The sequence below is a fragment of the Flavobacterium urumqiense genome, from assembly GCF_900108015.1.
Taxonomy (GTDB): domain Bacteria; phylum Bacteroidota; class Bacteroidia; order Flavobacteriales; family Flavobacteriaceae; genus Flavobacterium; species Flavobacterium urumqiense.
The window spans coordinates 191,637-216,847 of record NZ_FNVP01000004.1 but is presented as its reverse complement, the minus strand read 5'-3'; the positions used below and the strand labels follow the sequence as shown (position 1 = coordinate 216,847).

At 32.7% G+C, this 25,211-nt stretch carries 17 protein-coding genes; 13 read left to right on the top strand and 4 right to left on the bottom strand.

Annotated elements, in window-relative coordinates:
• Positions 1 to 55 precede the first annotated feature (55 nt).
• From C4S35_RS07335 to rpsA, 7 genes are all read left to right on the top strand, one after another.
• The gene (locus tag C4S35_RS07335; RefSeq protein ID WP_103999555.1) at positions 56 to 871 is read left to right on the top strand and encodes a M48 family metallopeptidase; all 816 of its coding nucleotides are present in this window, start codon (positions 56 to 58) and stop codon (positions 869 to 871) included.
• Between the two features lie 187 nt (positions 872 to 1,058).
• The gene (locus C4S35_RS07330; RefSeq protein ID WP_103999554.1) at positions 1,059 to 2,384 is read left to right on the top strand and encodes an MFS transporter; all 1,326 of its coding nucleotides are present in this window, start codon (positions 1,059 to 1,061) and stop codon (positions 2,382 to 2,384) included.
• Positions 2,385 to 2,674: 290 nt separating this feature from the next.
• Entirely contained in the window at positions 2,675 to 5,125 is a 2,451-nt protein-coding gene (gene lon, locus C4S35_RS07325) for an endopeptidase La (RefSeq protein ID WP_103999553.1), read from the top strand.
• Between the two features lie 179 nt (positions 5,126 to 5,304).
• Entirely contained in the window at positions 5,305 to 6,324 is a 1,020-nt protein-coding gene (porQ, locus tag C4S35_RS07320; protein ID WP_103999552.1) for a type IX secretion system protein PorQ, read from the top strand.
• A 7-nt stretch (positions 6,325 to 6,331) separates the two neighbouring features.
• Positions 6,332 to 7,027 carry a (d)CMP kinase gene (gene cmk / locus C4S35_RS07315; RefSeq protein WP_103999551.1) on the top strand — a complete coding sequence of 232 codons (696 nt, stop codon included), beginning with the start codon at positions 6,332 to 6,334 and terminating at the stop codon, positions 7,025 to 7,027.
• A gap of 74 nt (positions 7,028 to 7,101) precedes the next feature.
• Positions 7,102 to 8,358 (top strand): nucleoside permease, encoded by a 1,257-nt coding sequence (locus C4S35_RS07310; protein ID WP_103999550.1) that lies wholly within the window; start codon positions 7,102 to 7,104, stop codon positions 8,356 to 8,358.
• A gap of 403 nt (positions 8,359 to 8,761) precedes the next feature.
• Positions 8,762 to 10,543 (top strand): 30S ribosomal protein S1, encoded by a 1,782-nt coding sequence (gene rpsA, locus C4S35_RS07305; RefSeq protein WP_073208518.1) that lies wholly within the window; start codon positions 8,762 to 8,764, stop codon positions 10,541 to 10,543.
• Positions 10,544 to 10,660: 117 nt separating this feature from the next.
• Here rpsA and C4S35_RS07300 read toward each other — a convergent pair whose 3' ends face one another.
• Positions 10,661 to 11,602, bottom strand: coding sequence for a cation diffusion facilitator family transporter (locus tag C4S35_RS07300; RefSeq protein ID WP_103999549.1), 942 nt, complete (start codon positions 11,600 to 11,602; stop codon positions 10,661 to 10,663).
• A gap of 216 nt (positions 11,603 to 11,818) precedes the next feature.
• Between C4S35_RS07300 and C4S35_RS07295 the strand changes: the two genes are divergently transcribed.
• The 4 genes from C4S35_RS07295 to C4S35_RS07280 all read left to right on the top strand — a co-directional run bounded on the left by C4S35_RS07295 (position 11,819) and on the right by C4S35_RS07280 (position 18,375).
• The gene (locus C4S35_RS07295; RefSeq protein ID WP_103999581.1) at positions 11,819 to 12,373 is read left to right on the top strand and encodes a fasciclin domain-containing protein; all 555 of its coding nucleotides are present in this window, start codon (positions 11,819 to 11,821) and stop codon (positions 12,371 to 12,373) included.
• Positions 12,374 to 12,670: 297 nt separating this feature from the next.
• The gene (locus C4S35_RS07290) at positions 12,671 to 15,307 is read left to right on the top strand and encodes a T9SS type B sorting domain-containing protein (RefSeq protein ID WP_103999548.1); all 2,637 of its coding nucleotides are present in this window, start codon (positions 12,671 to 12,673) and stop codon (positions 15,305 to 15,307) included.
• Positions 15,308 to 15,341: 34 nt separating this feature from the next.
• The gene (locus C4S35_RS07285; RefSeq protein WP_103999547.1) at positions 15,342 to 16,268 is read left to right on the top strand and encodes a PorP/SprF family type IX secretion system membrane protein; all 927 of its coding nucleotides are present in this window, start codon (positions 15,342 to 15,344) and stop codon (positions 16,266 to 16,268) included.
• Between the two features lie 10 nt (positions 16,269 to 16,278).
• Entirely contained in the window at positions 16,279 to 18,375 is a 2,097-nt protein-coding gene (locus C4S35_RS07280) for an OmpA family protein (RefSeq protein ID WP_103999580.1), read from the top strand.
• A 126-nt stretch (positions 18,376 to 18,501) separates the two neighbouring features.
• Here C4S35_RS07280 and pheT read toward each other — a convergent pair whose 3' ends face one another.
• A complete protein-coding gene (gene pheT, locus C4S35_RS07275; RefSeq protein WP_103999546.1) occupies positions 18,502 to 20,922 on the bottom strand; it encodes a phenylalanine--tRNA ligase subunit beta in 2,421 nt (806 codons plus the stop codon).
• A gap of 295 nt (positions 20,923 to 21,217) precedes the next feature.
• Here pheT and C4S35_RS07270 point away from each other — a divergent pair, with 295 nt between their 5' ends.
• Both C4S35_RS07270 and C4S35_RS07265 read left to right on the top strand, forming a co-directional pair.
• Entirely contained in the window at positions 21,218 to 22,723 is a 1,506-nt protein-coding gene (locus C4S35_RS07270; protein ID WP_103999545.1) for an aldehyde dehydrogenase family protein, read from the top strand.
• 230 nt (positions 22,724 to 22,953) lie between these two features.
• Positions 22,954 to 23,328, top strand: a complete 375-nt coding sequence (locus tag C4S35_RS07265) for a DUF779 domain-containing protein (protein WP_103999544.1) — start codon at positions 22,954 to 22,956, stop codon at positions 23,326 to 23,328.
• Position 23,329: 1 nt separating this feature from the next.
• Here C4S35_RS07265 and C4S35_RS07260 read toward each other — a convergent pair whose 3' ends face one another.
• Positions 23,330 to 24,253 (bottom strand): AraC family transcriptional regulator, encoded by a 924-nt coding sequence (locus C4S35_RS07260; RefSeq protein WP_103999543.1) that lies wholly within the window; start codon positions 24,251 to 24,253, stop codon positions 23,330 to 23,332.
• Between the two features lie 73 nt (positions 24,254 to 24,326).
• The gene (locus tag C4S35_RS07255; protein ID WP_103999542.1) at positions 24,327 to 25,190 is read right to left on the bottom strand and encodes a bestrophin family protein; all 864 of its coding nucleotides are present in this window, start codon (positions 25,188 to 25,190) and stop codon (positions 24,327 to 24,329) included.
• Positions 25,191 to 25,211 lie beyond the last annotated feature (21 nt).

Here is a 25,211-nt window from a genome sequence, read left to right as displayed (position 1 = left end):
TAATAGTAAAATTAATTACTATTTGTACTTTTGTCTATCAATTAAACTTAAAATTATGAAAAAACACTTATTATTAGGAGTCTGTGCGCTAGGGCTGATATACTCCTGTGCTACAAATCCTCTTACAGGAAAGAAAAGTTTAAATTTTGTTTCAAACAGTGAGTTGTTTCCATCATCGTTTCAACAATATGGTACTTTTTTAAAAGAAAATAAAGTAATTACTGGAACTGCCGATGCAAGAAGAGTTGAAACAGTTGGTATGCGAATTAAGGCAGCAGCCGAAAAATATTTGACTTATTTAGGACAAACACAATACCTGAATGACTATCGTTGGGAATATAAATTAATAGATAATAAAGAAGTCAATGCTTGGTGTATGCCAGGAGGTAAAATTGTTGTTTATTCCGGAATATTACCTATTACTAAAGATGATACAGGTTTAGCAACTGTGATGGGACATGAAGTTTCACATGCTTTAGCAAATCATGGTGCACAAAGAATGAGTGCTGCTCAATTGCAACAATTAGGAGCAGTTGGAGTTGCAGTTGCAACAGGAAGCCAAAGTGCCGAAAATCAACAAATGTGGCAACAATATTATGGATTAGGCTCTCAAGTTGGAGTAATGCTTCCATTTAGCAGAAGTCATGAAAGTGAAGCTGACAAAATAGGTCTTACGCTTATGGCAATTGCAGGCTACAATCCGGATGATTCTATTGTTTTTTGGCAAAGAATGGCAGCGCAATCAAATGGTCAAGCACCGCCAGAATTTTTAAGTACACACCCGTCTGATGCTACCAGAATTGCAAATTTGAAAGCATTAATTCCAGAAGCGAAAGCAACAGCAGCTAAAGTTGGAATTATTTACAGATAAAAATCATATTAATTAGGCATCTAATTTTTTACAAAAGCTATTCTTTTTTAGAATAGCTTTTTTTTTGAATTCATGTAAAAGAAGGCGAAGGATTCAATTTTTTAATGATTTATTAATATAAGATTTACTACTATTTTTCATAATTCTAAACAAAAAATAAATAAATTCGCAGCATAAAAAAAGAAATATGGCAGATTTACAAAAAGGGAGTAAAAAATTATTGAATGCTTGGGCTTTTTATGATTGGGCAAATTCAGTTTATACACTAACCATTGCATCTTCAGTATTTCCAATTTTTTATGAAGCCTTATTTACAGAGCGAGATCATTATATTGATGTTTTTGGTTTGCATCTCAAAAATTCAGCTTTAATAAGCTTTGTAACCGCTGTAGCTTTTTTATTGGTCGCTTTTATTTCACCATTATTATCTGGAATCGCAGATTATGTGGGAAATAAGAAATCATTTATGAAGTTCTTTTGCTACATGGGAGCTTTGTCATGTATGGGATTGTATTGGTTCAATCTCGAAAATATATACATGGGATTGGCATTTTATTTCTTAGGACTTATTGGTTATTGGGGAAGTTTAGTATTCTACAATTCCTATTTGCCTGATATCGCTTTTTTGGAACAACAAGATAAAATTAGTGCTAAAGGCTACTCTTTAGGATATATTGGAAGTGTAATTTTATTGATTATTAATTTAGCGATGATCATGAAACCTAAATTTTTCGGAATTACAGGAACTGAAGGTGAAGCAGCCATGAAAGCTATGCGATATTCGTTTGTCATGGTAGGAGTCTGGTGGATTATTTTCAGTCAGTATTCTTATTATTTTTTACCCAAAGGAAACAAAAATGCAGAACGTAAAGTGACACATGCTGTTATTTTTAATGGTTTTAAAGAATTAAAAAAAGTTTGGGGTTTACTTCAAGTAGATATTCCATTAAAGCGTTATTTAGGAAGTTTCTTTGTTTACAGTATGGCCGTACAAACTGTAATGCTTGTTGCCACTTATTTTGGAGCTCAAGAAATTACATGGTCATCTAAAGCAGAAAGTACTACGGGTTTAATTATTTGTATTTTAATAATACAATTAGTAGCTGTTGTTGGTGCTGTTCTAACTTCAAAAGCGTCCGAAAAATTCGGAAATATTCCAACGTTGATTGTGATTAACTGTATTTGGGCAGTATTTTGCACACTGGCATTTTTTATTACTTTACCCATACATTTTTACGTGATGGCGTCAGTTGTAGGTTTAGTGATGGGCGGAATTCAAGCCTTATCACGCTCAACTTATTCAAAATTATTACCTCAAACGGAAGATACGGCTTCATTTTTTAGTTTTTATGATGTAGCTGAAAAAATAGGAATCGTAATCGGAATGTTAATTTATGGAATTATTGATCAAATCACCGGAAGTCCGCGATTTGCCATTGTATTTCTTGGAGTGTTTTTTGTTATTGGTATTATACTATTAAAAAGAGTTCCAAAAAAAGGTGTTCTAAATTAATGATCCTCAAAAATTGTCACTAATTAGTTTTGAGCTGATTTTAAATACAAATTAGCACTCTAGTTTTTGCATTTTATAGTGCGGTGTTTCCTTACGTATTAATTCCAAAATTTTCTTTATTTGTAAGAAATGGAATTGATTTGACGTTCACTTTGGCATAATGATTGTCTCTTTTAGGGATGTACAAATTATTAGTGTCATACAACGATTTTATTAAAATTAATACTATGATAACTTATATTTGCTTGACAAATGAAAATTTTTAATGACAAAAAGACTTAAATAAATATATGTCAAATCATAAAATACTTACTATTGACAATCTGTCACTTCAGGAATTTGATACCGAAGCAGATTTAATACCATTGTTGACTCCGGAAGATGAAGAGGAGATGAATAATGAAGCATTGCCTGAAACATTAGCGATTTTGCCATTACGGAATATGGTTTTGTTTCCTGGAGTTGTAATACCTATTACTGCAGGACGTGACAAATCTATAAAATTAATTAATGACGCCAATGCAGAAGGTAAAATCATAGGTGTTGTTGCTCAAAAAAATGAACAGGATGAAGATCCTTCAACTGATGATATCCATAAAATTGGAACAGTAGCCAGAATTCTGCGCGTTTTAAAGATGCCCGATGGTAATATAACAGTTATTCTTCAAGGGAAAAAACGCTTTGAAATTGACAGTGTTGTCTCGGAAACTCCATATATTACTGCAAATATTAAGGAAGTTTCAGAAAAAAGACCTGCAAAACACGACACTGAGTTTGTAGCAATTCTTGATTCGGTTAAGGAATTAGCCATTCAAATTATTAAAGAAAGTCCAAACATTCCAACGGAAGCAACTTTTGCAATAAAAAATATTGAAAGCCAATCGTTTTTGATCAATTTTGTTACTTCAAACATGAATTTGTCTGTTAAAGAAAAGCAAGATTTACTGGCGATTAATGAATTGAAAGAAAGAGCCTTAGAAACATTGCGTTATATGAATATCGAGTTGCAAAAGCTCGAATTAAAAAACGATATTCAATCTAAAGTTCGTTTTGATTTAGACCAACAACAACGCGAATATTTCCTTCACCAACAAATGAAAACCATTCAAGAAGAATTGGGTGGCGTTTCACAGGAAGAGGAAATGGATGAAATGAGTCTGAAAGCCAAGTCAAAAAAATGGGACGAAAAAACGAAAAAGCATTTTGATAAAGAATTAATTAAAATGCGTAAAATGAATCCACAGGCACCTGATTTTGGAATCCAAAGAAACTATTTAGAGTTGTTTTTAGATTTGCCGTGGAATGAGTTTTCAAAAGATAATTTTGATCTAAAACGAGCGCAAAAAATTCTCGATAGAGATCATTTTGGTCTTGAAGATGTCAAGAAAAGAATGATTGAACATTTGGCAGTTTTAAAATTGCGAAATGATATGAAATCTCCAATTATTTGTTTGACAGGACCTCCGGGAGTTGGTAAAACTTCAATAGGAAGATCAATTGCGGAAGCATTGGGTAGAAAATATGTTAGAATCTCATTGGGTGGTTTGCGTGATGAAGCAGAGATTCGCGGACATAGAAAAACCTACATTGGTGCGATGCCTGGTAGAATAATTCAAAGTTTAAAAAAAGCCGGAACATCAAATCCTGTTTTTGTTTTGGATGAAATAGATAAACTTTCAAACGGTAGCCACGGAGATCCGTCTTCTGCTTTACTGGAAGTTTTAGACCCGGAACAAAACAATTCTTTTTATGATAATTTCCTGGAAATGGGATATGATTTGTCAAAAGTCATGTTTATTGCCACTTCCAATAATATGGCTTCAATTCAGCCTGCATTGAAAGACAGAATGGAAATTATCAATATGTCCGGTTATACTATTGAAGAAAAAGTAGAAATAGCGCGTCAGCATTTATTTCCAAGACAATTGAAAGAACACGGTTTGACTTCTAAAGATTTGACTATTGGAAAAAAACAATTGGAAAAAATTGTAGAAGGATATACCCGTGAATCTGGAGTTCGTGGTTTAGAAGCTAAAATTGCTCAAGTGATCCGTAATGCAGCAAAATCAGTTGCAATGGAAGAGGAGTACAACAAAAAGGTTACGGATCAAGATATAATTAAATCACTTGGTGTTGCCAGATTAGAAAGAGACAAATACGAAAACAATGATATCGCTGGTGTTGTTACAGGCTTAGCTTGGACCTCCGTTGGTGGTGATATTCTTTTTATAGAATCGTTACTTTCTCCAGGAAAAGGGACAATGACTATTACTGGAAATTTAGGAACAGTAATGAAAGAATCGGCAACAATTGCTCTGGAATATATCAAAGCCAACACAGAATTGTTAGGACTAGATTCAGAGATATTGTCAAAATATAATATTCACTTACACGTTCCGGAAGGAGCTACTCCTAAAGATGGACCAAGTGCAGGAATTGCAATGTTGACTTCATTAGTTTCTCTTTTTACGCAAAAGAGAGTGAAGAAAAACATGGCTATGACTGGGGAAATTACATTGAGGGGAAAAGTGTTGCCTGTAGGTGGAATAAAAGAAAAGATATTGGCTGCTAAAAGAGCAAACATCAAAGAAATTATTTTATGTCAGGATAATAAAAGTGATATTGATGAAATAAAACCGGAATATCTTGAAGGACTTACTTTTCATTATGTGAAGGAAATGAATGAAGTATTGAAATTTGCTCTGACGGATCAGAAAGTTAAAAACGCAAAAGTATTATAATACCTTTTTTTGTATAATTTAAATTCCAAGTTCATTGCTTAATTTTTTAAGTTTTGAACTTGGAATTTTTATTATAATTCCGTTTTAATCTAAAACTTAGGTCTAAAAATAGGATTATATTTATATTATAATTTTATCTTCGCATTTGCGTTTTACTATACAAAGACAGCTATTCAAGCATGCTCAAAAAACTTTTATTATTCTCTTTATTTTTAGTTTGTTCTGTGTCCCACAGTCAGATAGGAGGGAAGTATATTTATCAGTTTTTAAATTTAGTTACATCACCTCGACAAGCGGCCCTGGGAGGAAAAACGATTACAATATATGACGACGATGTGAATCAGGTCAATTTTAATCCTGCAACATTGAATGTAGAGATGGACAATCATTTGGCTTTGAATTATGGAAGCTATTATAAAGAAGTGACTTATGGGACCGCTTCTTATGCTTACACTTATGATCGGCATTTGCAAACTTTTCACGCTGGTGTAAATTATGTAAATTATGGTAATTTTGAGGGTTATGACGAAAATGGTCAGCCTACATCGGAATTTACTGGAAGTGAAATTGCCCTTTCCCTAGGGTACGCCTATAACATCCCGAATACTACTATTCATTTAGGCGCTAATGCAAAATTAATATCTTCGACTTTAGAAAGTTATAGTTCCCTAGGTGGAGCGATTGATCTGGGTGCTCTTTTTATTGACGAAAGGAATGATGTGAATTGGGGTTTGGTAATCCGAAATATAGGGACACAAATCACCACTTATTCGGGTACATCCGAAAAATTACCTTTAGAAATTATAGCTGGTGTTTCTCAGGAATTGGATAATGTGCCTATTCGATGGCATGTTACTTTAGAAAATTTGCAACAATGGAATGTTGCTTTTTCTAATCCTGTAAGAGCGCAATCGGCAATCGATGGAAGTTCAAGTGATGAGAAAATTTCAGTGGTTAATAATGCCCTGCGTCATGTAATTGTTGGGGTTGAACTTTTTCCTAAAAAAGCCTTCAATCTTCGATTGGGGTATAATTTTCGAAGAGCAGAAGAATTAAGGCTTGAAGAACAGCGTAATTTCTCAGGAATTTCAGTTGGTTTCGGGCTAAAAATGAACAAATTAAAATTTAATTATTCGTATTCGAAATATACGTTAGCTGGAAATACGAGTTTATTTGGATTAACTATTAACTTACAATAATATCATTTTGGATAAAAAAATTACGATCGCAATTGATGGATTCTCTTCAACAGGAAAAAGCACTTTAGCGAAACAACTCGCCAAACATTTAGGATATGTTTATGTAGATACCGGAGCGATGTATCGTGCAGTAACCTTTTTTGCGATGCAAAACGGATATATTAATCCTGATTTTTTTGACAAAGAAACATTACTAAACAGTTTATCTTTCATAAAATTACAATTTAAATTTAATCCTGATTTGGGTTTTGCCGAAATGTACTTAAATGATGTAAATGTTGAAACAGCCATTCGTACAATTGAAGTTTCTAATTTTGTAAGCAAGGTCGCTGAAGTTTCACAAGTTCGAGCCAAATTAGTGGAACAGCAAAAGGAAATGGGTAAGGATAAAGGTATCGTTATGGATGGCAGAGATATTGGGACTGTTGTTTTTCCGGATGCGGAACTAAAAATCTTTATGACAGCAAGTGCAACTACCAGAGCACAAAGACGTTTTGATGAATTGCAACAAAAAGGGGATGATGTGACTTATGAAGCAGTTCTGAAAAATGTGGAAGAGCGTGATTACATTGATACTCATAGAGTTGACTCGCCATTATTAAAGGCGGAAGATGCAATAGAAATTGATAATTCTTATCTGAACCGCGAAGAACAATTCCAAGTTGTTTTAGAATTAGTAAATGATAGTACTAAAACGTTATAATTTTTTGGAAATCTCTTTTTTAATACTAGATTTACGCCCTGTTAATTTTTAAAAATAAAAAAACAACTCATCTTATGGGAATTAAAAATAGATTGGTTTTAATGAACTTTCTTCAGTTTTTTATTTGGGGATCGTGGTTACTAACTATTGGTGCATATTGGTTTAATAACAAACATTGGTCCGGAACTGAGTTTGGAATCATATTTTCAACAATGGGAATTTCTTCGGTTTTTATGCCCGCTTTAACAGGAATTATTTCAGACCGATTTATAAATGCGGAAAAATTATATGGTTTGCTTCATTTTTTTGGTGCAGTAGCCTTGTTTTATTTGCCGCAAGTAGATAATCCGACCACATTTTTCTGGGTTATGTTAGTGAATATGTTTTTCTATATGCCTACAATTTCCTTGTCAATAACGGTTGCTTATAATGCATTAATTGCAAAAGATATGGATGTCGTAAAAGATTATCCGCCTATCAGAATATGGGGAACCATAGGTTTTATTGTTGCACTTTGGGTGGTTAGTTTGACGCATAATGAAACTTCTGCAAATCAATTTTACATTGCAGGTATCGTTTCTATATTATTAGGAATTTATGCATTTACACTTCCTAAGTGTCCTCCAATGTGTAAAGGAGAAAAAGGTGCTTCTTTTACACAAGCTTTGGGACTGAATGCTTTTGAATTGTTTAAACAACAAAAATTTGCCATTTTCTTTATCTTTTCAATGTTGTTAGGAGCTGCTTTGCAATTGACTAATGCCTATGGAGATACTTATATCCATGATTTCGGTACGGTTGATGCTTATAAAGATACTATTGCAGTTAAATATCCTGCAATAATCATGTCGATTTCACAAGTTTCAGAAACCTTATTTATATTGGCAATTCCATTTTTCCTGAGAAAATTTGGTATTAAATATGTTATGCTGTTTAGTATGCTGGCTTGGGTATTGCGTTTTGGACTGTTTGCTTTTGGAAATCCATCGGATGGTCTTTGGATGATCATTATGTCATGTATCGTTTACGGAATGGCTTTTGACTTTTTTAATATTTCAGGTTCTTTGTTTGTGGAAACACAAACGGATTCAAAAATTAGAGGAAGTGCTCAAGGTATGTTTATGATGATGGTTAATGGTTTTGGCGCCTTAATTGGTAGTTTTGCGAGTGGTTATATTATTCAAAAATATTTTACTATGGCTGATGGAAGTAAAGACTGGTTTCATATCTGGATCACTTTTGCAGCGTATGCTTTAGTTCTTGCCATAATTTTTCCTTTTGTTTTTAAAGATAAATTTGGGCCAAAAGTTTTGGGAGAAATTAATCACTAAAATACTTTTTCTTATAAATTTAACCCGATAACTTTTATAGATATCGGGTTTTTTAGTGCTGAAAAATCGCCATAAAACCTAACTATCCCCGATAGAGCCGATATCCTCGTAGCGCAGTGGAGAGATAAAGGCGAGAGCGGGAATTTTGGCTCCAAAAATGCCCCAATAATTCGATTCGAATAGTTAAAATAAAGGATGCTGATTATCAGATAATTATCTTTTGGCTTGTTGTTTATTATCTACACGTAAATATTTTGTCATTTGATATAAAAGTGTTACTTTTGCAGACCTTTTGGTGAATAAGAGTTTCCTTTAGGTATCAATTAATTATACAAACAACTTCTGTTGTTTTCTAGCACATTAAGAAACTCGAGAGAATACAGAATACAAATTTTTAATCAGCATGTCTGAACAAGTAAAATCACAAGAAGAGTTTTTAGCAAATTTTAACTGGCACAATTTCGAAGAAGGTATTGATGCTGTTGATGAGAAAAACTTATTAGAATTCGAAGAACTAGTTTCAAAAACATTTATCGCTACGGATCAAGAAGAAGTGGTTGATGGTACAGTTGTTAGAATTACAGATAGAGACGTTATCGTTGATATCAACGCAAAATCGGAAGGTGTTATTTCATTGAACGAATTCCGTTACAACCCAGCATTAAAAGTAGGTGATACTGTTGAGGTATTAATTGACATCCGTGAGGATAAAACAGGTCAATTAGTATTGTCACACAGAAAAGCACGTACTATCAAATCTTGGGACAGAGTTATTTCGGCTAACGAAACAGGAGAAATCGTTAATGGTTTTGTAAAATGCAGAACTAAAGGTGGTATGATCGTTGACGTTTTCGGAATTGAAGCGTTTTTACCAGGATCTCAAATTGATGTTAAACCAATTAGAGACTACGATGTATATGTAAACAAAATGATGGAATTCAAAGTGGTAAAAATTAACCACGAATTCAAAAATGTTGTTGTTTCTCATAAAGCGCTTATTGAAGCGGATATCGAAATCCAGAAAAAAGAAATCATCGGTCAATTACAAAAAGGACAAGTATTAGAAGGTGTTGTTAAAAACATTACTTCTTACGGTGTGTTCATTGACTTAGGTGGTGTTGATGGATTAATTCACATTACTGACCTTTCTTGGAGTCGTATTAACCACCCAAGTGAAGTGCTGGAATTAGACCAAAAATTAAATGTTGTAATCCTTGATTTCGATGACGAAAAAACAAGAATTCAATTAGGATTGAAACAATTAAACGCTCACCCTTGGGATGCTCTAGATGCTAAATTAGCAATTGGAGATAAAGTAAAAGGTAAAGTAGTTGTAATCGCTGATTACGGTGCTTTCATCGAAGTTGCTGAAGGTGTTGAAGGTTTAATCCACGTTTCTGAAATGTCTTGGTCTACTCATTTACGTTCTGCTCAAGATTTCGTAAAAGTAGGTGATGTTGTTGAAGCAGTTATCTTAACATTAGATAGAGATGACCGTAAAATGTCATTAGGTATCAAACAATTGTCTCAAGATCCTTGGACTGATATCACTTCTAAATATCCAGTAGGTTCTAAACATACAGGTATCGTTAGAAACTTTACAAACTTTGGAATTTTCGTAGAATTAGAAGAAGGAATTGATGGATTAATATACATCTCTGACTTATCTTGGACTAAGAAAATCAAACATCCATCTGAATTTGTAAATGTTGGTGAAAAACTTGATGTAGTAGTATTAGAATTAGATGTTGAAGGACGTAAATTATCTTTAGGTCACAAACAAACTACTGCTAATCCTTGGGATCAATATGAAGATTCTTTCGCAGTTGGAACTATCCACACCGGTGAAATTTCTGAAATCGTTGACAAAGGAGCTACTGTAGAATTCGGAGATGATATCGTTGCTTTCATTCCTACTCGTCACCTTGAAAAAGAAGATGGTAAGAAATTGAAAAAAGGAGAATCAGCTGATTTCAAAGTAATCGAATTTAACAAAGAATTCAAAAGAGTAGTGGCATCTCACACTGCTATCTTCCGTGAAGAAGAAGAGAAAAATGTGAAAACAGCTACTGAAAATACTTCATCAGCTTCAACATCTACAAACGCAGCAGCTGCAACTTTAGGTGATAATAATGATGTATTAGCAGCATTAAAAGCTAAAATGGAAAAGTCTGAGAAAAAATAATTTCTTGATTTTTTGAATATAAAAAGCTCCGCAATTTGCGGAGCTTTTTTTGTATAATCAATTTAGCTAAATAGTTTATTTTAATGATTACATTTTAAAAGTATAAAACTTAAAATCTTATGCTTTCCATTCCTGAAAATCAGGTTCTACATAAAGCCATTTTACTTCGGGTCTTAACGCTCTAAGTTCTTTTTCAAAATTATTAATTAGCAAGCTTATGGATTGTGTATTGAGATTCGGACTGCATTTTATTTTCACGCACACTAAAACTTCTCTTGGACCTTGTTGAATTGTTCTACAATTTATTAGCTGAGTAATAGATGATTCTTTTTTTATTATTACTTCAATAGTTTCTAAAATAATTGAATCGGCACTTTCGCCAATCAGTAATGATTTTACTTCAACAGCAAGAAAAACAGCTACTGAAATTAATACTACTCCAATTCCTAATGATCCCATTGCATCATAACGGCTGTCTCCAGTAAAATAAGAAACCAGTAATGCAAGTATTGCTATGATAAGTCCAAGAACGGCCGCAGAATTTTCTCCAAAAATAACAATCAAATCGCTATCTTTTGTGGTGCGCAAATAACTAAAAAAACTGTTATTTCCTTTTCTTTTGTTGAGTTCAACAATATTTGAATAAGTAGCATAACCTTCTAAAGCAATGGCAAATAATAAAACGCCAATTCCCCATCCGATTTCGTGAACTGGTTCGGGGTTATTGTATTTATGAACACCTTCGTAAATAGAAAACATTCCTCCAATAGAAAATAGGAGCATGGCTACCATAAAAGACCAAAAGTATACAGACATTCCATAACCAAATGGATGTTGTTCATCTGCTGGTTTGCTGGCTTGTTTCATGCCAAATAATAATAAGATTTGATTGGCACAGTCTGCAGTAGAGTGTATCGTTTCTGCCAGCATAGCACCGGAACCGGTCATAAAAGCTGCAAATCCTTTAGAAATAACAATGACAACATTTACTAACAGGCTCTGAATGATATGATTTGAACCATTGGCAGTCTTAGTATGCTCTTTAGAATTTTTATCCATTTTGTATTTAATTTAAAAATATAAAAATAACGATATATTGATTAAACAAATAGGTGTTTTCTTAAAAAAATATCTAATACTACGGTTCGCTTAATAAATATATTTTTTCAATATTTAGGTATGAAAATCAACACTTTAAAAAATATTTTTATTTTTTTGAAACCAAAATCAAACGAACTGCGTAAATGCATTTATATAACTTTAATAATAAATTTTATGAAAACTAAAAAAATTTTATCGATTGCATTATTTGCATTAGTGTTTGGAGCAACTTCTTTCGCTCAAAAAAGTGTTATGGTTGGTGGAGCTGCAATGTATCCAACTAAGAATATTGTAGAAAATGCTCTAAATTCAAAAGATCATACTACATTAGTTGCCGCAGTAAAAGCAGCAGGTTTAGTAGAGACTTTGCAAAGCAAAGGACCTTTTACTGTTTTTGCCCCAACAAATGCTGCGTTTAATAAGTTGCCAAAAGGTACAGTAGAAACCTTATTAAAACCTGAAAATTTAAAAACTTTGCAAACTATACTAACTTATCATGTAGTTGCTGGGAAAATGAATGCTTCGGCAATTGCTAAAGCAATCAAAATGGGAAAAGGAAAAGCAATGTTGAAAACGGTTAGTGGTGGAACTTTGACCGCTTGGATGAAAGGGAAAAATATATATATTACTGACGAAAATGGTAATTCTGCTAAAGTTACAATTGCAGATGTAAATCAGTCAAATGGGGTAATCCATGTTATTGATGCAGTTGTATTACCAAAACAATAAATTATTTGATTTGAGGTTGAGAATTGTTTATTGAAAAAGCCCTGCATTCTAGTTTTTGCAGGGTTTTTTATTTGTAAAAAGATGTCAGATCTTTAAATATCAACACAAAAAATATTATGCTATAGAAATAAAAATTAAAATTTATAAAGCTTTTTGAGGACTTTTTACCTGATTATTTTTAATTGTACGATCAAGGAAACAGAATTTAGTATTTTATTTTTTTGATGCAATAATTACGTTATTTATAAAATTTAGACAGGAAATAGTTTAAATTTGATTTAAAATTAAGAAATTTTTATGATTTTAAAAATACTCTTCCATTCAAAATCCAACTTTTTACATTATGTCATTATCTTCTTGTTATTTTTTTCTGCAATAAATACTAGTGCGCAATGTGCAGGAAGTGATAACAGTATAACTATTTGCAATATTCCGAATTCAAATAATAAATCGATTAACCTTTTTAGTCTTTTAGGAGCTTATACGACAGGTGGTATTTGGACTGATAATTTTTTTTCTGGAGGACTAAATTTAACTACGGGAATTTTAAATGCTCAAATAATCAATAAAAGTGGTGTTTTTACTTATACTTACACGGTTAATAACGGCATAGGTTGCAAAGATTCTGCCGTAATAACAGTGGTCATCGGTGGCTATTCCGGAATATCGAGTCCTAATGTTTCTGCTTGTAGTGATGACCTTAGTTTTAATTTGTTTCAGGGCTTTAATGGAAATTTTCTCAGCCCACAGTCGAATGGAACGTGGTCAGATAATGATGGGACTGGGGCACTAACGGATAATTTTCTTAATGCAGCTAAAGCTGGACTTGGAACACATTCTTTTACCTACACTATGCCAGCACTAGGAACTTGTCCAGCAGAATCTTCAACTGTTATTGTAACTGTATTTAGAGCTCCTGATCCAGGAATTGGAAGTGTTTTATTGTTATGTGATTCTGATTACTTATCATTTGATACCAATTTAAACTTAAATAGTAGATTGTCTGGAGAAGATGCAAATGGCAAATGGATGGAAATTTCCGGCACCTCAGAATTATCAAGCTCTTTTGATTCTACAATAGATGTCAGGCATATCTATGATACTTTTGGTGCTGGAGCATATAACTTCGTTTATTCCGTTTTACCCTCCAACCCCATTTGCGATATAAAAAAGGCAACAGTAACTATTATCATAGAAAAACAAATCGATTTAACTGGTGCTAAACTGGTTGTAAACTCTGATATTTGTGAAAATGAAATTACTACAGCAAACTACAACGTTGTTTTGAATCAAGGGATTCAAAAAATTCCAAATGGCAGTTATTTCGTGACTTATACCATTTCTGGAATTGTGGAACCAATTACCATAATTTCAAATTTCAATAATGGAGTTTTGAGATTTAGTATAAGTCGAATTTATTTTCCGCAAGTCGGTATTTACACTGTTGGTATAATCGATGTTGCCAGAGTTGGTAGTTTAGGTGCTTGTATAAGTAAAATGGGTTCCATTTCTGATGTTTTAAATGTTTTTCCATTACCAAAAATTGACAAAGCAACATTAACTATAGATCCAATATGTAAAGGTTTTGATGCTACGGTTAAAATTTCCGGAGATACAAATTTAACCGAGGGGAATTACAGTATAGTTTATAATCTATCAGACAGTAACATAGCTGTTGCACAACAAGCTTTTTTTAAAGTTGCAATAGGAACCGGAACTTTTGTTATTCCGGCAAGTTTGATTCCTGTTGTTGGTAATATCAGAATTTCAATCACAAAGATCACTAATCTTACTACAGGTTGTACTAATGTTTCAAATATAACTAAAGAATTTGGTGTTAAACCATTGCCTGATTTTGCAAATCTTAAGTTAGATATAAAAGCTCTTTGTCAAAATCAACCTGTTGTAGTATCACTTTCTGGATTGGGGATTTTAGCTAATATTACCATAAATTATAATTTAACTGGCGTAAATAATGCAGCAAACCAATCCGTTGTAGTAGCAGTTATTGCAGGGAGTACAAGTTTTATAATTCCATCTAGTACTCTTGTCAATAGTGGAATTACTTCTCTGGTTATTACTAATATTATTGATAATGGTGGTGGTTGCGGATCATCAATAAATAATGGGACTAAGAACTTTATGATTAATGCCATTCCTAAAACTCCAACAACTAAGGACGAAATATTTTGTAAAAACGATAAAAAAACAATTGCTGCTTTAACTCCAAGCGGAACACAATTCCAATGGTTCAATTCCCCAGCAAATACCACTGTTTTAAGTGCTAATACTCTTTTGGTTTCGGGAAATTATTACGTTAAAGAGGTGAATGCAGCAACTGGCTGTGAATCTGGAAGAGTATCAGCATTAGTTGTGATAAATGAAGTGCCAGCTCCAACATTAAATCAAGACGGACAAAATTTCTGTGGTTTGGATAATCCTACTCTGCAAAGTTTGACAAACAATACCGTTACAAACGGAAATTTATTCTGGTTTGATGATGCTATTAATGGGAATAAATTAATTTCAACAGAATTACTTGTCAATGGTGCTACCTATTATGGCCTCAATTTTTCAAGTAGTACAAATTGTTATTCGGATCCATTAGCAGTTACTGTATCACTAGCCAATTGTGATGTAACTCCTGATTTTTTTATTCCTGATGGGTTTTCGCCAAATGGAGATGCTACAAATGACACTTTCAGAATTCCTGATATCGAGTTTATATATCCAGATTATTCCTTAGAAATCTACAATAGATATGGTAGTTTAATGTTTAAGGGTAATAAAAATAAAGCAGAATGGGATGGGAAAAATTCTGATTCAAATATGAGTTTAGATGGCATTGCTCCTAATGGCATTTATTTTTATATTATCAATTTTAATAAAGGGAACAAACCTCCCAAACAAGGGCGACTTTATTTAAACAGATAAATAAATGCTCTTCATTACGTTAAACTAATTTCAAATGAAAAAAACAATACTATTTGTAAGTTTTTTATTTTTTATAACAAAGGTTTCTGCTCAGCAAGATTCGCAATATACACAATACATGTATAATATGAATGTGATAAACCCAGCTTATGCAACTGGTATGCAATTCATGTTAGATATTGGTACATTATATAGAACGCAATGGGTTGGGGCAGTTGGAGCTCCAAAGACATTAAATGTTTTTGCTCACATGCCTGTTAATAAAAAAATAGAAATGGGTTTTTCTTTACTTTCTGATGATATTGGCGATGGAGCAAAAAAAGAAAATAACTTCTATGTAGATTTTGCATACGTACTTCAATTGAATGATTCGCACCGACTTTCTTTGGGATTGAAGGCTGGCGCCAAATCGCTACAAACTAATTTTAATGGTTTTAAATTTGAAAGTGCCTCTCCGGATTTTGCCTTTGAAAACATAGATATTTTAAAACCAAATATCGGGATTGGTGCTTATTATTTTAATGACGTCTATTATATTGGATTATCCGCTCCCAATTTACTTGATTCAAAACACATTGAAGAGCGTTCTGGAATTAGTAATTATGGTTCAGAAAATGTTCATGTTTTTTTTACTGGGGGGTATGTATTTAATTTGTCTGATTCATTCAAATTAAAGCCTGCTTTTATGTCAAAATTTGTAAAAGGAGCACCAATTGCTGTAGATATTTCTGCGAATGTTTTGTATAACGACAAATTTGAACTTGGAGCTGCTTATCGAGTGGGAGACGCAGTTAGCACTTTGGTAAACATAAAAGTGACTCCGATTATTAGAGTAGGCTACGCTTATGATTATACCATTTCTAATCTGGGCCAGTTCAATTCAGGAACACATGAAATTTTTGTTCTATTTAATTTAGATTTATTAGGCAAAGGCTATGATAAATCACCAAGATTCTTCTAAAAAAAAATGCATGAAAAGAATATACTTCATAATAATCGTATTTTCGATACAATTTATAACTGCCCAAGAACAAGATTTACAAAGAGCCAAACGCTTTTTTGAAAGAACTTTTTATAGTGAAGCGATTCCTATGTATGAAAAAATTATTCAAGGAAATCGTTCAATTGAGGTCGTAAAAAATTTAGCAGATTGCTATTATTACACTAATGATTATGAAAATGCTCAAATACAATATCGGTTTCTTGTGTCGAGATTTAAAACGGGTCTCGAAGAAGAATATTACTTCCGATATTCTCAAACACTAAAAGCAACAGGAAATTATGAAGAATCTAATGCAGTTATCCGAGAATATTTGATTAGTACAAACGATAATGAAGCATTGACAAATTTCGAAAAAGAAAATAAGAATCTAGAAAATGTGACTGCGATAGGGAATAGATTTGAAATAAAAAATCTAGCTTTAAATACTGTTAATTCTGAATTTGGAGCTGTAAAACAAGTGCAAAACCTAGTTTTTTCAGGTGTTAAAAAGAAAGCTGGTTTGTTTGATAAAACATACAAATGGAATAATGAACTTTATCTTGATTTGCTTACAATTCGTATAGAAAACAGGAATTCCAGCGATTCAATTGTAAATTATTTTTCTGATGAATTAAATACATCCTTGCACGAGGCAAATGCTGTTTTTACAAAAGATGGCAAAACTGTCTACTTCACGAGAAATAATTATAAAAAAGGTAAAAGAGTAAAAAACACTAACAAAATCTCCAACTTGCAAATTTTTAAAGCGGAATTAATTAATAATAAATGGACTTCTATTGTCTCTTTACCGTTCAATAGTGATGATTATTCTACAGAACATCCTGCTTTAAGCAATGATGAAAAAACATTATATTTTGCTTCAGATATGCCAAGTACTTTAGGCTCATTTGATATTTTTAGTGTTTCAATAAATGATGGTAATTATGGAACTCCAAAAAATTTAGGTTCTAAAATAAATACGTCTAAAAAAGAGCAATTCCCTTTTGTCTCAAAAGACAATAAGTTGTACTTTTCTTCCAATGGGCATACAGGATATGGTTCTTTGGATGTTTTTGTATCTGAAATAGAGATTAATAGTTTTTCAAAACCATTAAATATTGGACTTCCAGTGAATTCCGGTTTCGATGATTTTACATTTACTATTGATTCAGAATCAAAAGAAGGCTATTTTTCATCTAACAGACCAGGCGGAAAAGGGAATGATGATATTTACGAACTAAAAGAAACAAAACCTTTACTGATCGAAGATTGTTCACAATTAATCGCTGGAATTATTACAGATGTAGATACAAAAATGCCTTTAGAAAATGCTTTGGTAAGTTTGCAAAATTCTGATAAAATTGAAATCCAAAAAGTATTTACAACTTTGGACGGAAAATTCAGCTTTGCCGTTGCATGCGAGATCGGTTGTTCTGTTTTGGCATACAAAGTGGATTATACAAAGGATGCCAGATCATTCAAAATCAACAAAGAAAGAAATAAAAGCAATGACGCTTCCATGTCTTTGAAGTCTGCTTCGATGATTAAAAAAGAAGGGGAAATAGCCATTCAGAAAAAGAAAAATGAGGAAATGGCCTTACTTGAAATAGATAAAAAGGACAAGCAAATTGCTGCTCAAAAAGAGATTGAGATTGCATTAGTTAAGAAGAAGGAAAAAATGGATAACATTATTGCAAATGAAAAAGATGTAATAAAAGATAAAGACCGTTTAATTATCAAAACTGATCCTATATATTTCGATTATAATTTATGGTATATTCGTAAAGAATCAAAACCAATTCTAAATCGGGTTATTGAAATAATGAAAAAATATCCAGCTATGGTTATCGAAATTGGTTCTCATACTGACAATAGGGGAAATGATATTTACAATAGGAATCTTTCTACATATAGAGCTGAAGCAACAAGAGAATATTTCATAAATCAAGGCATAGTTGAAAAAAGAATTATTGCAAAAGGATATGGAGAAACTGTTCAAATCATAAAATGTGAGCCAAGTGAATCATGTTCCGAAGAACAACATGAATTGAACAGACGAAGTGAATTTGTAATTAAAAATTTATAATTATCTGATAAATATTAAGATCTCGTAACAAAAGGTAACCCGTTTTTAGCTTGCCATCGCTATAGCAAATAAAAAAAGCCTAATTCTTGTAGAGAATTAAGCTTTTTTAATAGAAAATAAATGATTTTACCTTAGGCTTGCTCCAAGCTCCGTTTCAAAATTCGTTTGCAATTTGTTCATGATTTTATCGATTTGAGCATCAGTTAATGTTTTTGAATTATCTTGAATGGTAAAGCTTAAAGCATATGATTTTTTCCCTTCAGGAAGGTTTTGTCCTTCATATACATCAAATAAATTAATGTCCTTTAATAGTGTTTTCTCTGATTGTCTTGCAATAGAGTAAATACTGTCATACGTTACGTTTTGATCAATCAGTAAAGCTAAATCTCTCCGAACTTCAGGATACTTAGGAATTTCAGTATATTTTATTTTGGTAGAAATTAATTTTAAAATCAAAGCCCAATTAAAATCCGCAAAAAACACTTCTTGTTTTATTCCAAAACTTTTCAAAATAGATTTTTTCACAATACCTAGTTCTACTATTATTTCCTGACCAAAACCAATAGCAATTCCCTCTGAAAATACATCTGAAGTTACTGGTAGATTTTGTGTTTTTTGAATGCCTAATCTTGAAAGTATGGCGTTTACATAACCTTTAAACAAAAAGAAATCAGAAGGTTTTTGAGCATTAGTCCAGCTTTCTTGGTTTCTGTTTCCAGAAAGAAATAAAGTTAAATGCTTATGTTCTTCATAACCTGATGGAAGATTATGATAAGTTTTCCCAAATTCAAATAATTTTAAATCGGCATTTTTACGATTAATATTATAGGAGATTGCTTCTAATCCGGAGAATAATAACGATTGACGCATTGTTGCCAAATCATTGCTCAAAGGATTAAGCATTGTTACATTATGTGCTGCATTTAATACTTCAGAAAGTTCAACATAAGATGCCGTAGTCAATGAATTAGCCATCATTTCATTAAATCCTTGAGAATTTAACTGAGTGGCAATCGTATTTTGTATTTTGTAGTCTTCATTTCTTGGAGAATTAGTAACTGTAGCGTTTAGTTTTTTAGAAAAATTGATATTGTTATACCCATATACTCGAAGTATTTCTTCAATAACATCTATTTCTCTTTGTACATCAACACGGTAAGCAGGAATTGTTAATCCTAATCCGGCATCAGAAACGCTGTTTACTTTTATATCTAATGAAACTAATATTTTTTTAATGTTATCTTTTGGTAATTCCTGACCAATGATTTTAGCCACTTTACTAAAATTTAAAAATACCGAAAAGTCTTCAATTTTCTTTGGATATACATTAATTACATCCGATGTTATTTCGCCGCCTGCTACTTCTTGTATTAGTAACGCCGCACGTTTCAATGCGTATTCCGTAATAGTTGGATCAATTCCTCTCTCAAATCGGAAAGAAGCATCGGTATTCAACTGGTGTCTTTTGGCTGTTTTACGAATGCTTACAGGATTGAAGTAAGCACTTTCTAAGAAAATAGAATTCGTATTTTCAGATACTCCTGATTTTTTTCCGCCAAAAACTCCTGCAATGCATAAAGGTCCTTTCTCATCACATATCATCAAATCCTCCTCGTGAAGAGTTCTTTCAACATCATCAAGTGTGACAAATTTTGTCCCTGATGGAAGGGTTTGAACGATTACTTTTCCATTAATTTTTAAAGCATCAAAAGCGTGTAAAGGCTGACCTAATTCATGCAAAACATAATTAGTTACATCAACAATATTATTTTTTGGATTTAATCCAATCGCTTTTAAACGGTTTTGCAACCATTCTGGTGAAGGTTTCACCGTTATACCTGAAATGGTAACGCCACAATATCTCGGTGCTAGTTTAGGTTCTTTTACATCAACATCTATTTTTAAAGTTCTTTTGTCCACTCTAAAATTACTTACTGATGGTGTAATCAATTCTACATTCACGCCACTTTGTAACATTCCAGCTCTTAAATCGCGGGCTGTTCCAAGATGACTCATAGCATCAGCACGATTTGGCGTTAATCCAATTTCGAAAACTTCGTCATTTTCAATTTTAAAAACGGTTGCAGCAGGAGTGCCTGGTACTAAAGAATTGTCTAATATCATAATGCCATCATGGCTTTCACCAAGACCTAATTCGTCTTCAGCGCAAATCATACCGTGACTTTCCTGTCCGCGTATTTTTCCTTTTTTAATCGAAAAGGCAACGCCTTCTTTATCATATAATGTAGTCCCGATAGTAGCAACTGGTACTTTTTGTCCCACAGCAACATTACTGGCGCCACATACAATTTGAACAGGTACTCCATCGCCTAAATCAACCGTTGTAATTTTTAGTCTATCAGCATCTGGATGCTGGATGCAAGTAAGCACATGTCCTACAACAATGCCTTCTAATCCGCCTTTTACCGATTGATATTTGTCAACAATTTCTACTTCCAGACCCAAATCTGTCAGCAATGCTGCTGTTTCTTCGGATTTCCAGTCTATTTTAATGAATTGTTTTAACCAGTTGTAAGATATTTTCATCTGTCAATTTTAATAAGATTACTGCGTCAGTTCGACCTGCGTTCTCGGATGCAAATATAAGGATTGCAGGTTGGAGAAAGAAACAATTTTTTTGGTTTTTTATAACTGATTTGTCACATTTTGGCAGTATTAAAAAAAGAGATTTAATAATATTAAACAGAAATAGATACGAATAAATTAATAAAATAACGTTAAAAAAACAGATATTAAAATTTAATGCTATCAGTTGAATGAATTGTGCTATTCTAATGCTGTAGAGGAAAGTATATTTGATGAAATATAAATAGAAAACAATATGGATAACGTAGTAAAAAGACCTGAATTTAAGGCAAAATATGATAATTATATAGGGGGAAATTTCGTTGCGCCAATCGGTGGACAGTATTTTGATGTTTTTTCTCCAATTGATGGAAAAGTATTTACAACAGCTGCACATTCCACCAAAGCGGATATTGATTTGGCTGTTGATAAAGCACACGAAGCCTTTCAAACATGGGGAAAAATATCCGTTACAGAACGCAGTAATTTATTGAATAAAATTGCACAGGTTATGGAAGATAACCTTGAATATCTTGCTACCGTTGAAACTATCGATAACGGAAAAGCTATTCGGGAGACTTTAGCTGCTGATATGCCGTTAGCAATTGATCATTTCAGATATTTCGCAGGTGTAATTCGCGCGGAGGAAAGTTCGATTGCTGAATTGGATTCTCAAACAGTTTCTATTGCTTTGAGCGAACCTTTAGGTGTCATTGCGCAAATTATCCCTTGGAATTTCCCAATTTTAATGGCTATTTGGAAATTAGCTCCAGCATTAGCGGCAGGAAATACAGTCGTTTTGAAGCCAGCGGAAAGTACTCCAATTTCTATTTTGATATTGATGGAATTGATTGGGGACATCCTTCCTCCAGGAGTTATAAATATTGTAAATGGTTTTGGCTCTGAACTTGGAAGACCATTGGTGACAAATAAAAAAGTATCAAAAGCTGCGTTTACAGGTTCGACGCCAACGGGCCGTTTAGTGATGCAATATGCCACTGAAAACATTATTCCTGTAACATTGGAATTGGGTGGAAAATCTCCAAATATTTTCATGAAATCCGTAGGAGACGCTGATGATGATTTCTTTGATAAAGCAATTGAAGGCGCTGTTATGTTCGCTTTAAATCAAGGTGAAATTTGTACCTGTCCTTCCAGATTATTAGTCCATGAAGATATTTATGAAAAATTTATCGCCCGTGTGATTGAAAGAACAGAAGCAATTAAAATAGGCAATCCATTGGACAAAACCACGATGATGGGAGCGCAGACGTCATTAGTTCAAAAAGAAAAAATTCTTTCTTACATTAAATTAGGAAAAGAAGAAGGCGCCGAACTGTTGACTGGTGGTGAAGAAAATCATTTAGAAGGAAATTTATCTGAAGGATATTATATTAAACCAACGCTCTTCAAAGGACACAATAAAATGCGTATTTTTCAGGAAGAAATTTTCGGACCTGTTTTAGCGGTAACTACTTTTAAGACTACTGAAGAAGCAATTGCTATTGCAAATGATACGATGTATGGTTTAGGAGCAGGAGTTTGGACACGTGATGCACATGAAATTTATCAGGTTCCAAGAGCAATTCAAGCTGGTCGTGTTTGGATTAATCAATTCCATTCTTATCCTGCTGGAGCTCCTTTTGGAGGGTACAAACAATCAGGAATTGGTCGTGAAAACCATAAAATGATGCTTGGACATTACCGTCAGACAAAAAATATGCTGATTTCTTATGATAAAAAGAAATTAGGTTTCTTTTAGTAGTTACAGATTATTATTTAAATCTAAACCTGACAGATTGTAGTATTTGTCAGGTTTTATTTTAAAGGAAAATAGTTAAATAAAATAAATTAAAATTAAACACGGATATCACAGATTATAAAGATTTTATAATAAATTATTGCCGTTGAATAGTAATGAATTTGAGAATTAGCGCTAATTTTATTAGTTTAAATATTTTAAAAATATTGCAAAAAATAAAATAAAAAAGGATGACAAAAAGAATTGAAGCTACAGAAAAAGCAATAGAATTGATCAAAATTTTACAAGAAAAACATGGAGATTTGATGTTTTACCAGGCCGGAGGTTGTTGCGAAGGAACTCAGCCGCAGTGTTTTGAAAAAGGCGGATTTTACCAAAGAATGGGTGATGTTTGTATTGGAATAGTAGAAAACACTGAATTCTGGGTGGACAAGGATTTATTCGAATATTGGAAACATGCTCATTTTACATTAGATGTAATTGATGCCTTTGGGGTAGGAGGATTTTCTTTAGAAACGCCGTTAAAAAAAACATTCCGAATTGAATACCGCATTTTTACTCCAGAAGAGGAGCACTCGCTTGAGCCTTTAAAATATATTGAATAATCTAATTTACATGCAATAACTGATATTGTTTTGGAGTTATACCTTCGTATTTTTTAAACAAACGAATGAAGTAATTGCTATCTTCAAACCCAGATAAATAGCAAACTTCGTTAATTTGTATCGTGGGATTTTTAAGTAATTGTTTTGCGCATCTTATTTTTTCGTTTATTACAAATTCAATCGGACTCATACCTAATTCTCTTTTGAAAAGTCTGTAGAAAGAAGCGGTACTCATACATGCTTTTTCGCTCAAATGTTTCATGCTAATATTTTCTTTCAAATTCAATCGGATAAATTCTACAACTTGTGTAATCGGATTTTTTGGATCCGTGAATAAGCCGTCATCAATTGCTTTAGCGGTTTGCGTTTGAATAATTCTAATTAACAATTCCTGCAAAGTCAAATCTGCCAAAGCATCCTTGGTAATCGAAGTGCTCATACATTCTTTTATTAATTTGTTGATGGTTGAAGCTAATTCAATATTATTGTAAAAAAAATAATTCTGGTAATTCAATTGCCAAAATTGTGAATTACCTTCTTTTGGATACCGTTCGTTTAAGAATTGTAAGGTATCACTAATTTTAATTTGGTCTATCGCCAAAGCCAAACACTGTGTGGGATTGCTTTTTGAGGCCTCAGGAAAATCGATTTTCATTTCTACATTCGAAGGAATTACCACTGTCTCTCCGGGCAAATAATCAAAGCTTGGATCATCAAAAAGATGCATTACTTTTTTACCTCTTAACATACTTGTCACTACTAAATCATTAAACTTTAGCGGAACCAATGCAGAAGATTCATACGTTTCAAAAAGATTCAGTTCACAATGGTTTAACGAGTAAACTGTTCTATTTTCAACTAATGTTTTTAACGATTTTTCATTTGATAAATGTGGAGGATTTATAAAAGCACGAGTACTATTCATAGTTTTAAACTTAAAGAAGAGAAAGTTTAAATTTAATGAAAATAATTAGAATCAAAACACTGTTTAACAAAATTTAAATTAATTCTTCAACATGTTTTTTTATGTTTTCCGCAATCTTTTTTGTAGGCAAATCATTTTCATCATTCCCAAAAGGATCTTCAATTTCCTCAGCAATTAACTCTAAACTGGCCAAAACATAAAAAATAAAAACCACAACAGGTGCTACATAATAACCCAAACTGAACGAATAGCCAAACGGCAAAGTCATGACATAAAAGAAGATGAATTTTTTAAGAAAAGCACTATAGGAGTAGGGAATTGGAGTATTTTTGATTCTTTCGCAAGCACCGCAAATTTCGGTAAACGATAATACTTCGGCATTTAGAATAATCAATTGGTCTCCCGTAATTTTTTTGGAAACATATAAATCATTAATTTTTTGAAATAATATTTTTGCAACCTGGTTGGGTCTGTGTTTGTGATAATCAATTTCTAAATCTACATCATCAAATAATTGTTTGCCAGTTTCCTCATCTTTTAAGTGTTTGTTTAAAATGGAAGCATAGCTGGGAATTATTTTTCTAAAAAAAGATCGATCTTTTTCATCCATTAAAATTACGGAAAGTTTGATGGCTAAATTACGGCTATTGTTGACTAAACTTCCCCACATTTTTCGGCCTTCCCACCAACGGTCATAGGCAGTATTGGTTCTGAAAACGAGTAATAATGAAATTACAAACCCCAACATTCCATGCATGATGGTAATATTTTTCACATAACTGTCATCGGCAAGTTGCCAATATTCAACTTCTAAGTAACCTATAATTCCTGCGTAGGCACCAATGGCAAGCATGATTGGAAACAAAGTCCGAAAAGTATCTGCTTTGTGAAAACGAAAGATAAAAGTAAACCAGTCCTTAGTATTGTATGAAATCATTTAGGCAAAAATTTTATACAA

Excerpts from the sequence above, each read along its gene's own strand:
- C4S35_RS07335 (WP_103999555.1), top strand. The coding sequence starts at position 56 with ATGAAAAAACACTTATTATTAGGAGTCTGTGCGCTAGGGCTGATATAC.
- C4S35_RS07330 (WP_103999554.1), top strand. The coding sequence starts at position 1,059 with ATGGCAGATTTACAAAAAGGGAGTAAAAAATTATTGAATGCTTGGGCT.
- lon (WP_103999553.1), top strand. The coding sequence starts at position 2,675 with ATGTCAAATCATAAAATACTTACTATTGACAATCTGTCACTTCAGGAA.
- porQ (WP_103999552.1), top strand. The coding sequence starts at position 5,305 with ATGCTCAAAAAACTTTTATTATTCTCTTTATTTTTAGTTTGTTCTGTG.
- C4S35_RS07310 (WP_103999550.1), top strand. The coding sequence starts at position 7,102 with ATGGGAATTAAAAATAGATTGGTTTTAATGAACTTTCTTCAGTTTTTT.
- rpsA (WP_073208518.1), top strand. The coding sequence starts at position 8,762 with ATGTCTGAACAAGTAAAATCACAAGAAGAGTTTTTAGCAAATTTTAAC.
- C4S35_RS07300 (WP_103999549.1), bottom strand. The coding sequence starts at position 11,602 with ATGGATAAAAATTCTAAAGAGCATACTAAGACTGCCAATGGTTCAAAT.
- C4S35_RS07295 (WP_103999581.1), top strand. The coding sequence starts at position 11,819 with ATGAAAACTAAAAAAATTTTATCGATTGCATTATTTGCATTAGTGTTT.
- C4S35_RS07290 (WP_103999548.1), top strand. The coding sequence starts at position 12,671 with ATGATTTTAAAAATACTCTTCCATTCAAAATCCAACTTTTTACATTAT.
- C4S35_RS07285 (WP_103999547.1), top strand. The coding sequence starts at position 15,342 with ATGAAAAAAACAATACTATTTGTAAGTTTTTTATTTTTTATAACAAAG.
- C4S35_RS07280 (WP_103999580.1), top strand. The coding sequence starts at position 16,279 with ATGAAAAGAATATACTTCATAATAATCGTATTTTCGATACAATTTATA.
- pheT (WP_103999546.1), bottom strand. The coding sequence starts at position 20,922 with ATGAAAATATCTTACAACTGGTTAAAACAATTCATTAAAATAGACTGG.
- C4S35_RS07270 (WP_103999545.1), top strand. The coding sequence starts at position 21,218 with ATGGATAACGTAGTAAAAAGACCTGAATTTAAGGCAAAATATGATAAT.
- C4S35_RS07265 (WP_103999544.1), top strand. The coding sequence starts at position 22,954 with ATGACAAAAAGAATTGAAGCTACAGAAAAAGCAATAGAATTGATCAAA.
- C4S35_RS07260 (WP_103999543.1), bottom strand. The coding sequence starts at position 24,253 with ATGAATAGTACTCGTGCTTTTATAAATCCTCCACATTTATCAAATGAA.
- C4S35_RS07255 (WP_103999542.1), bottom strand. The coding sequence starts at position 25,190 with ATGATTTCATACAATACTAAGGACTGGTTTACTTTTATCTTTCGTTTT.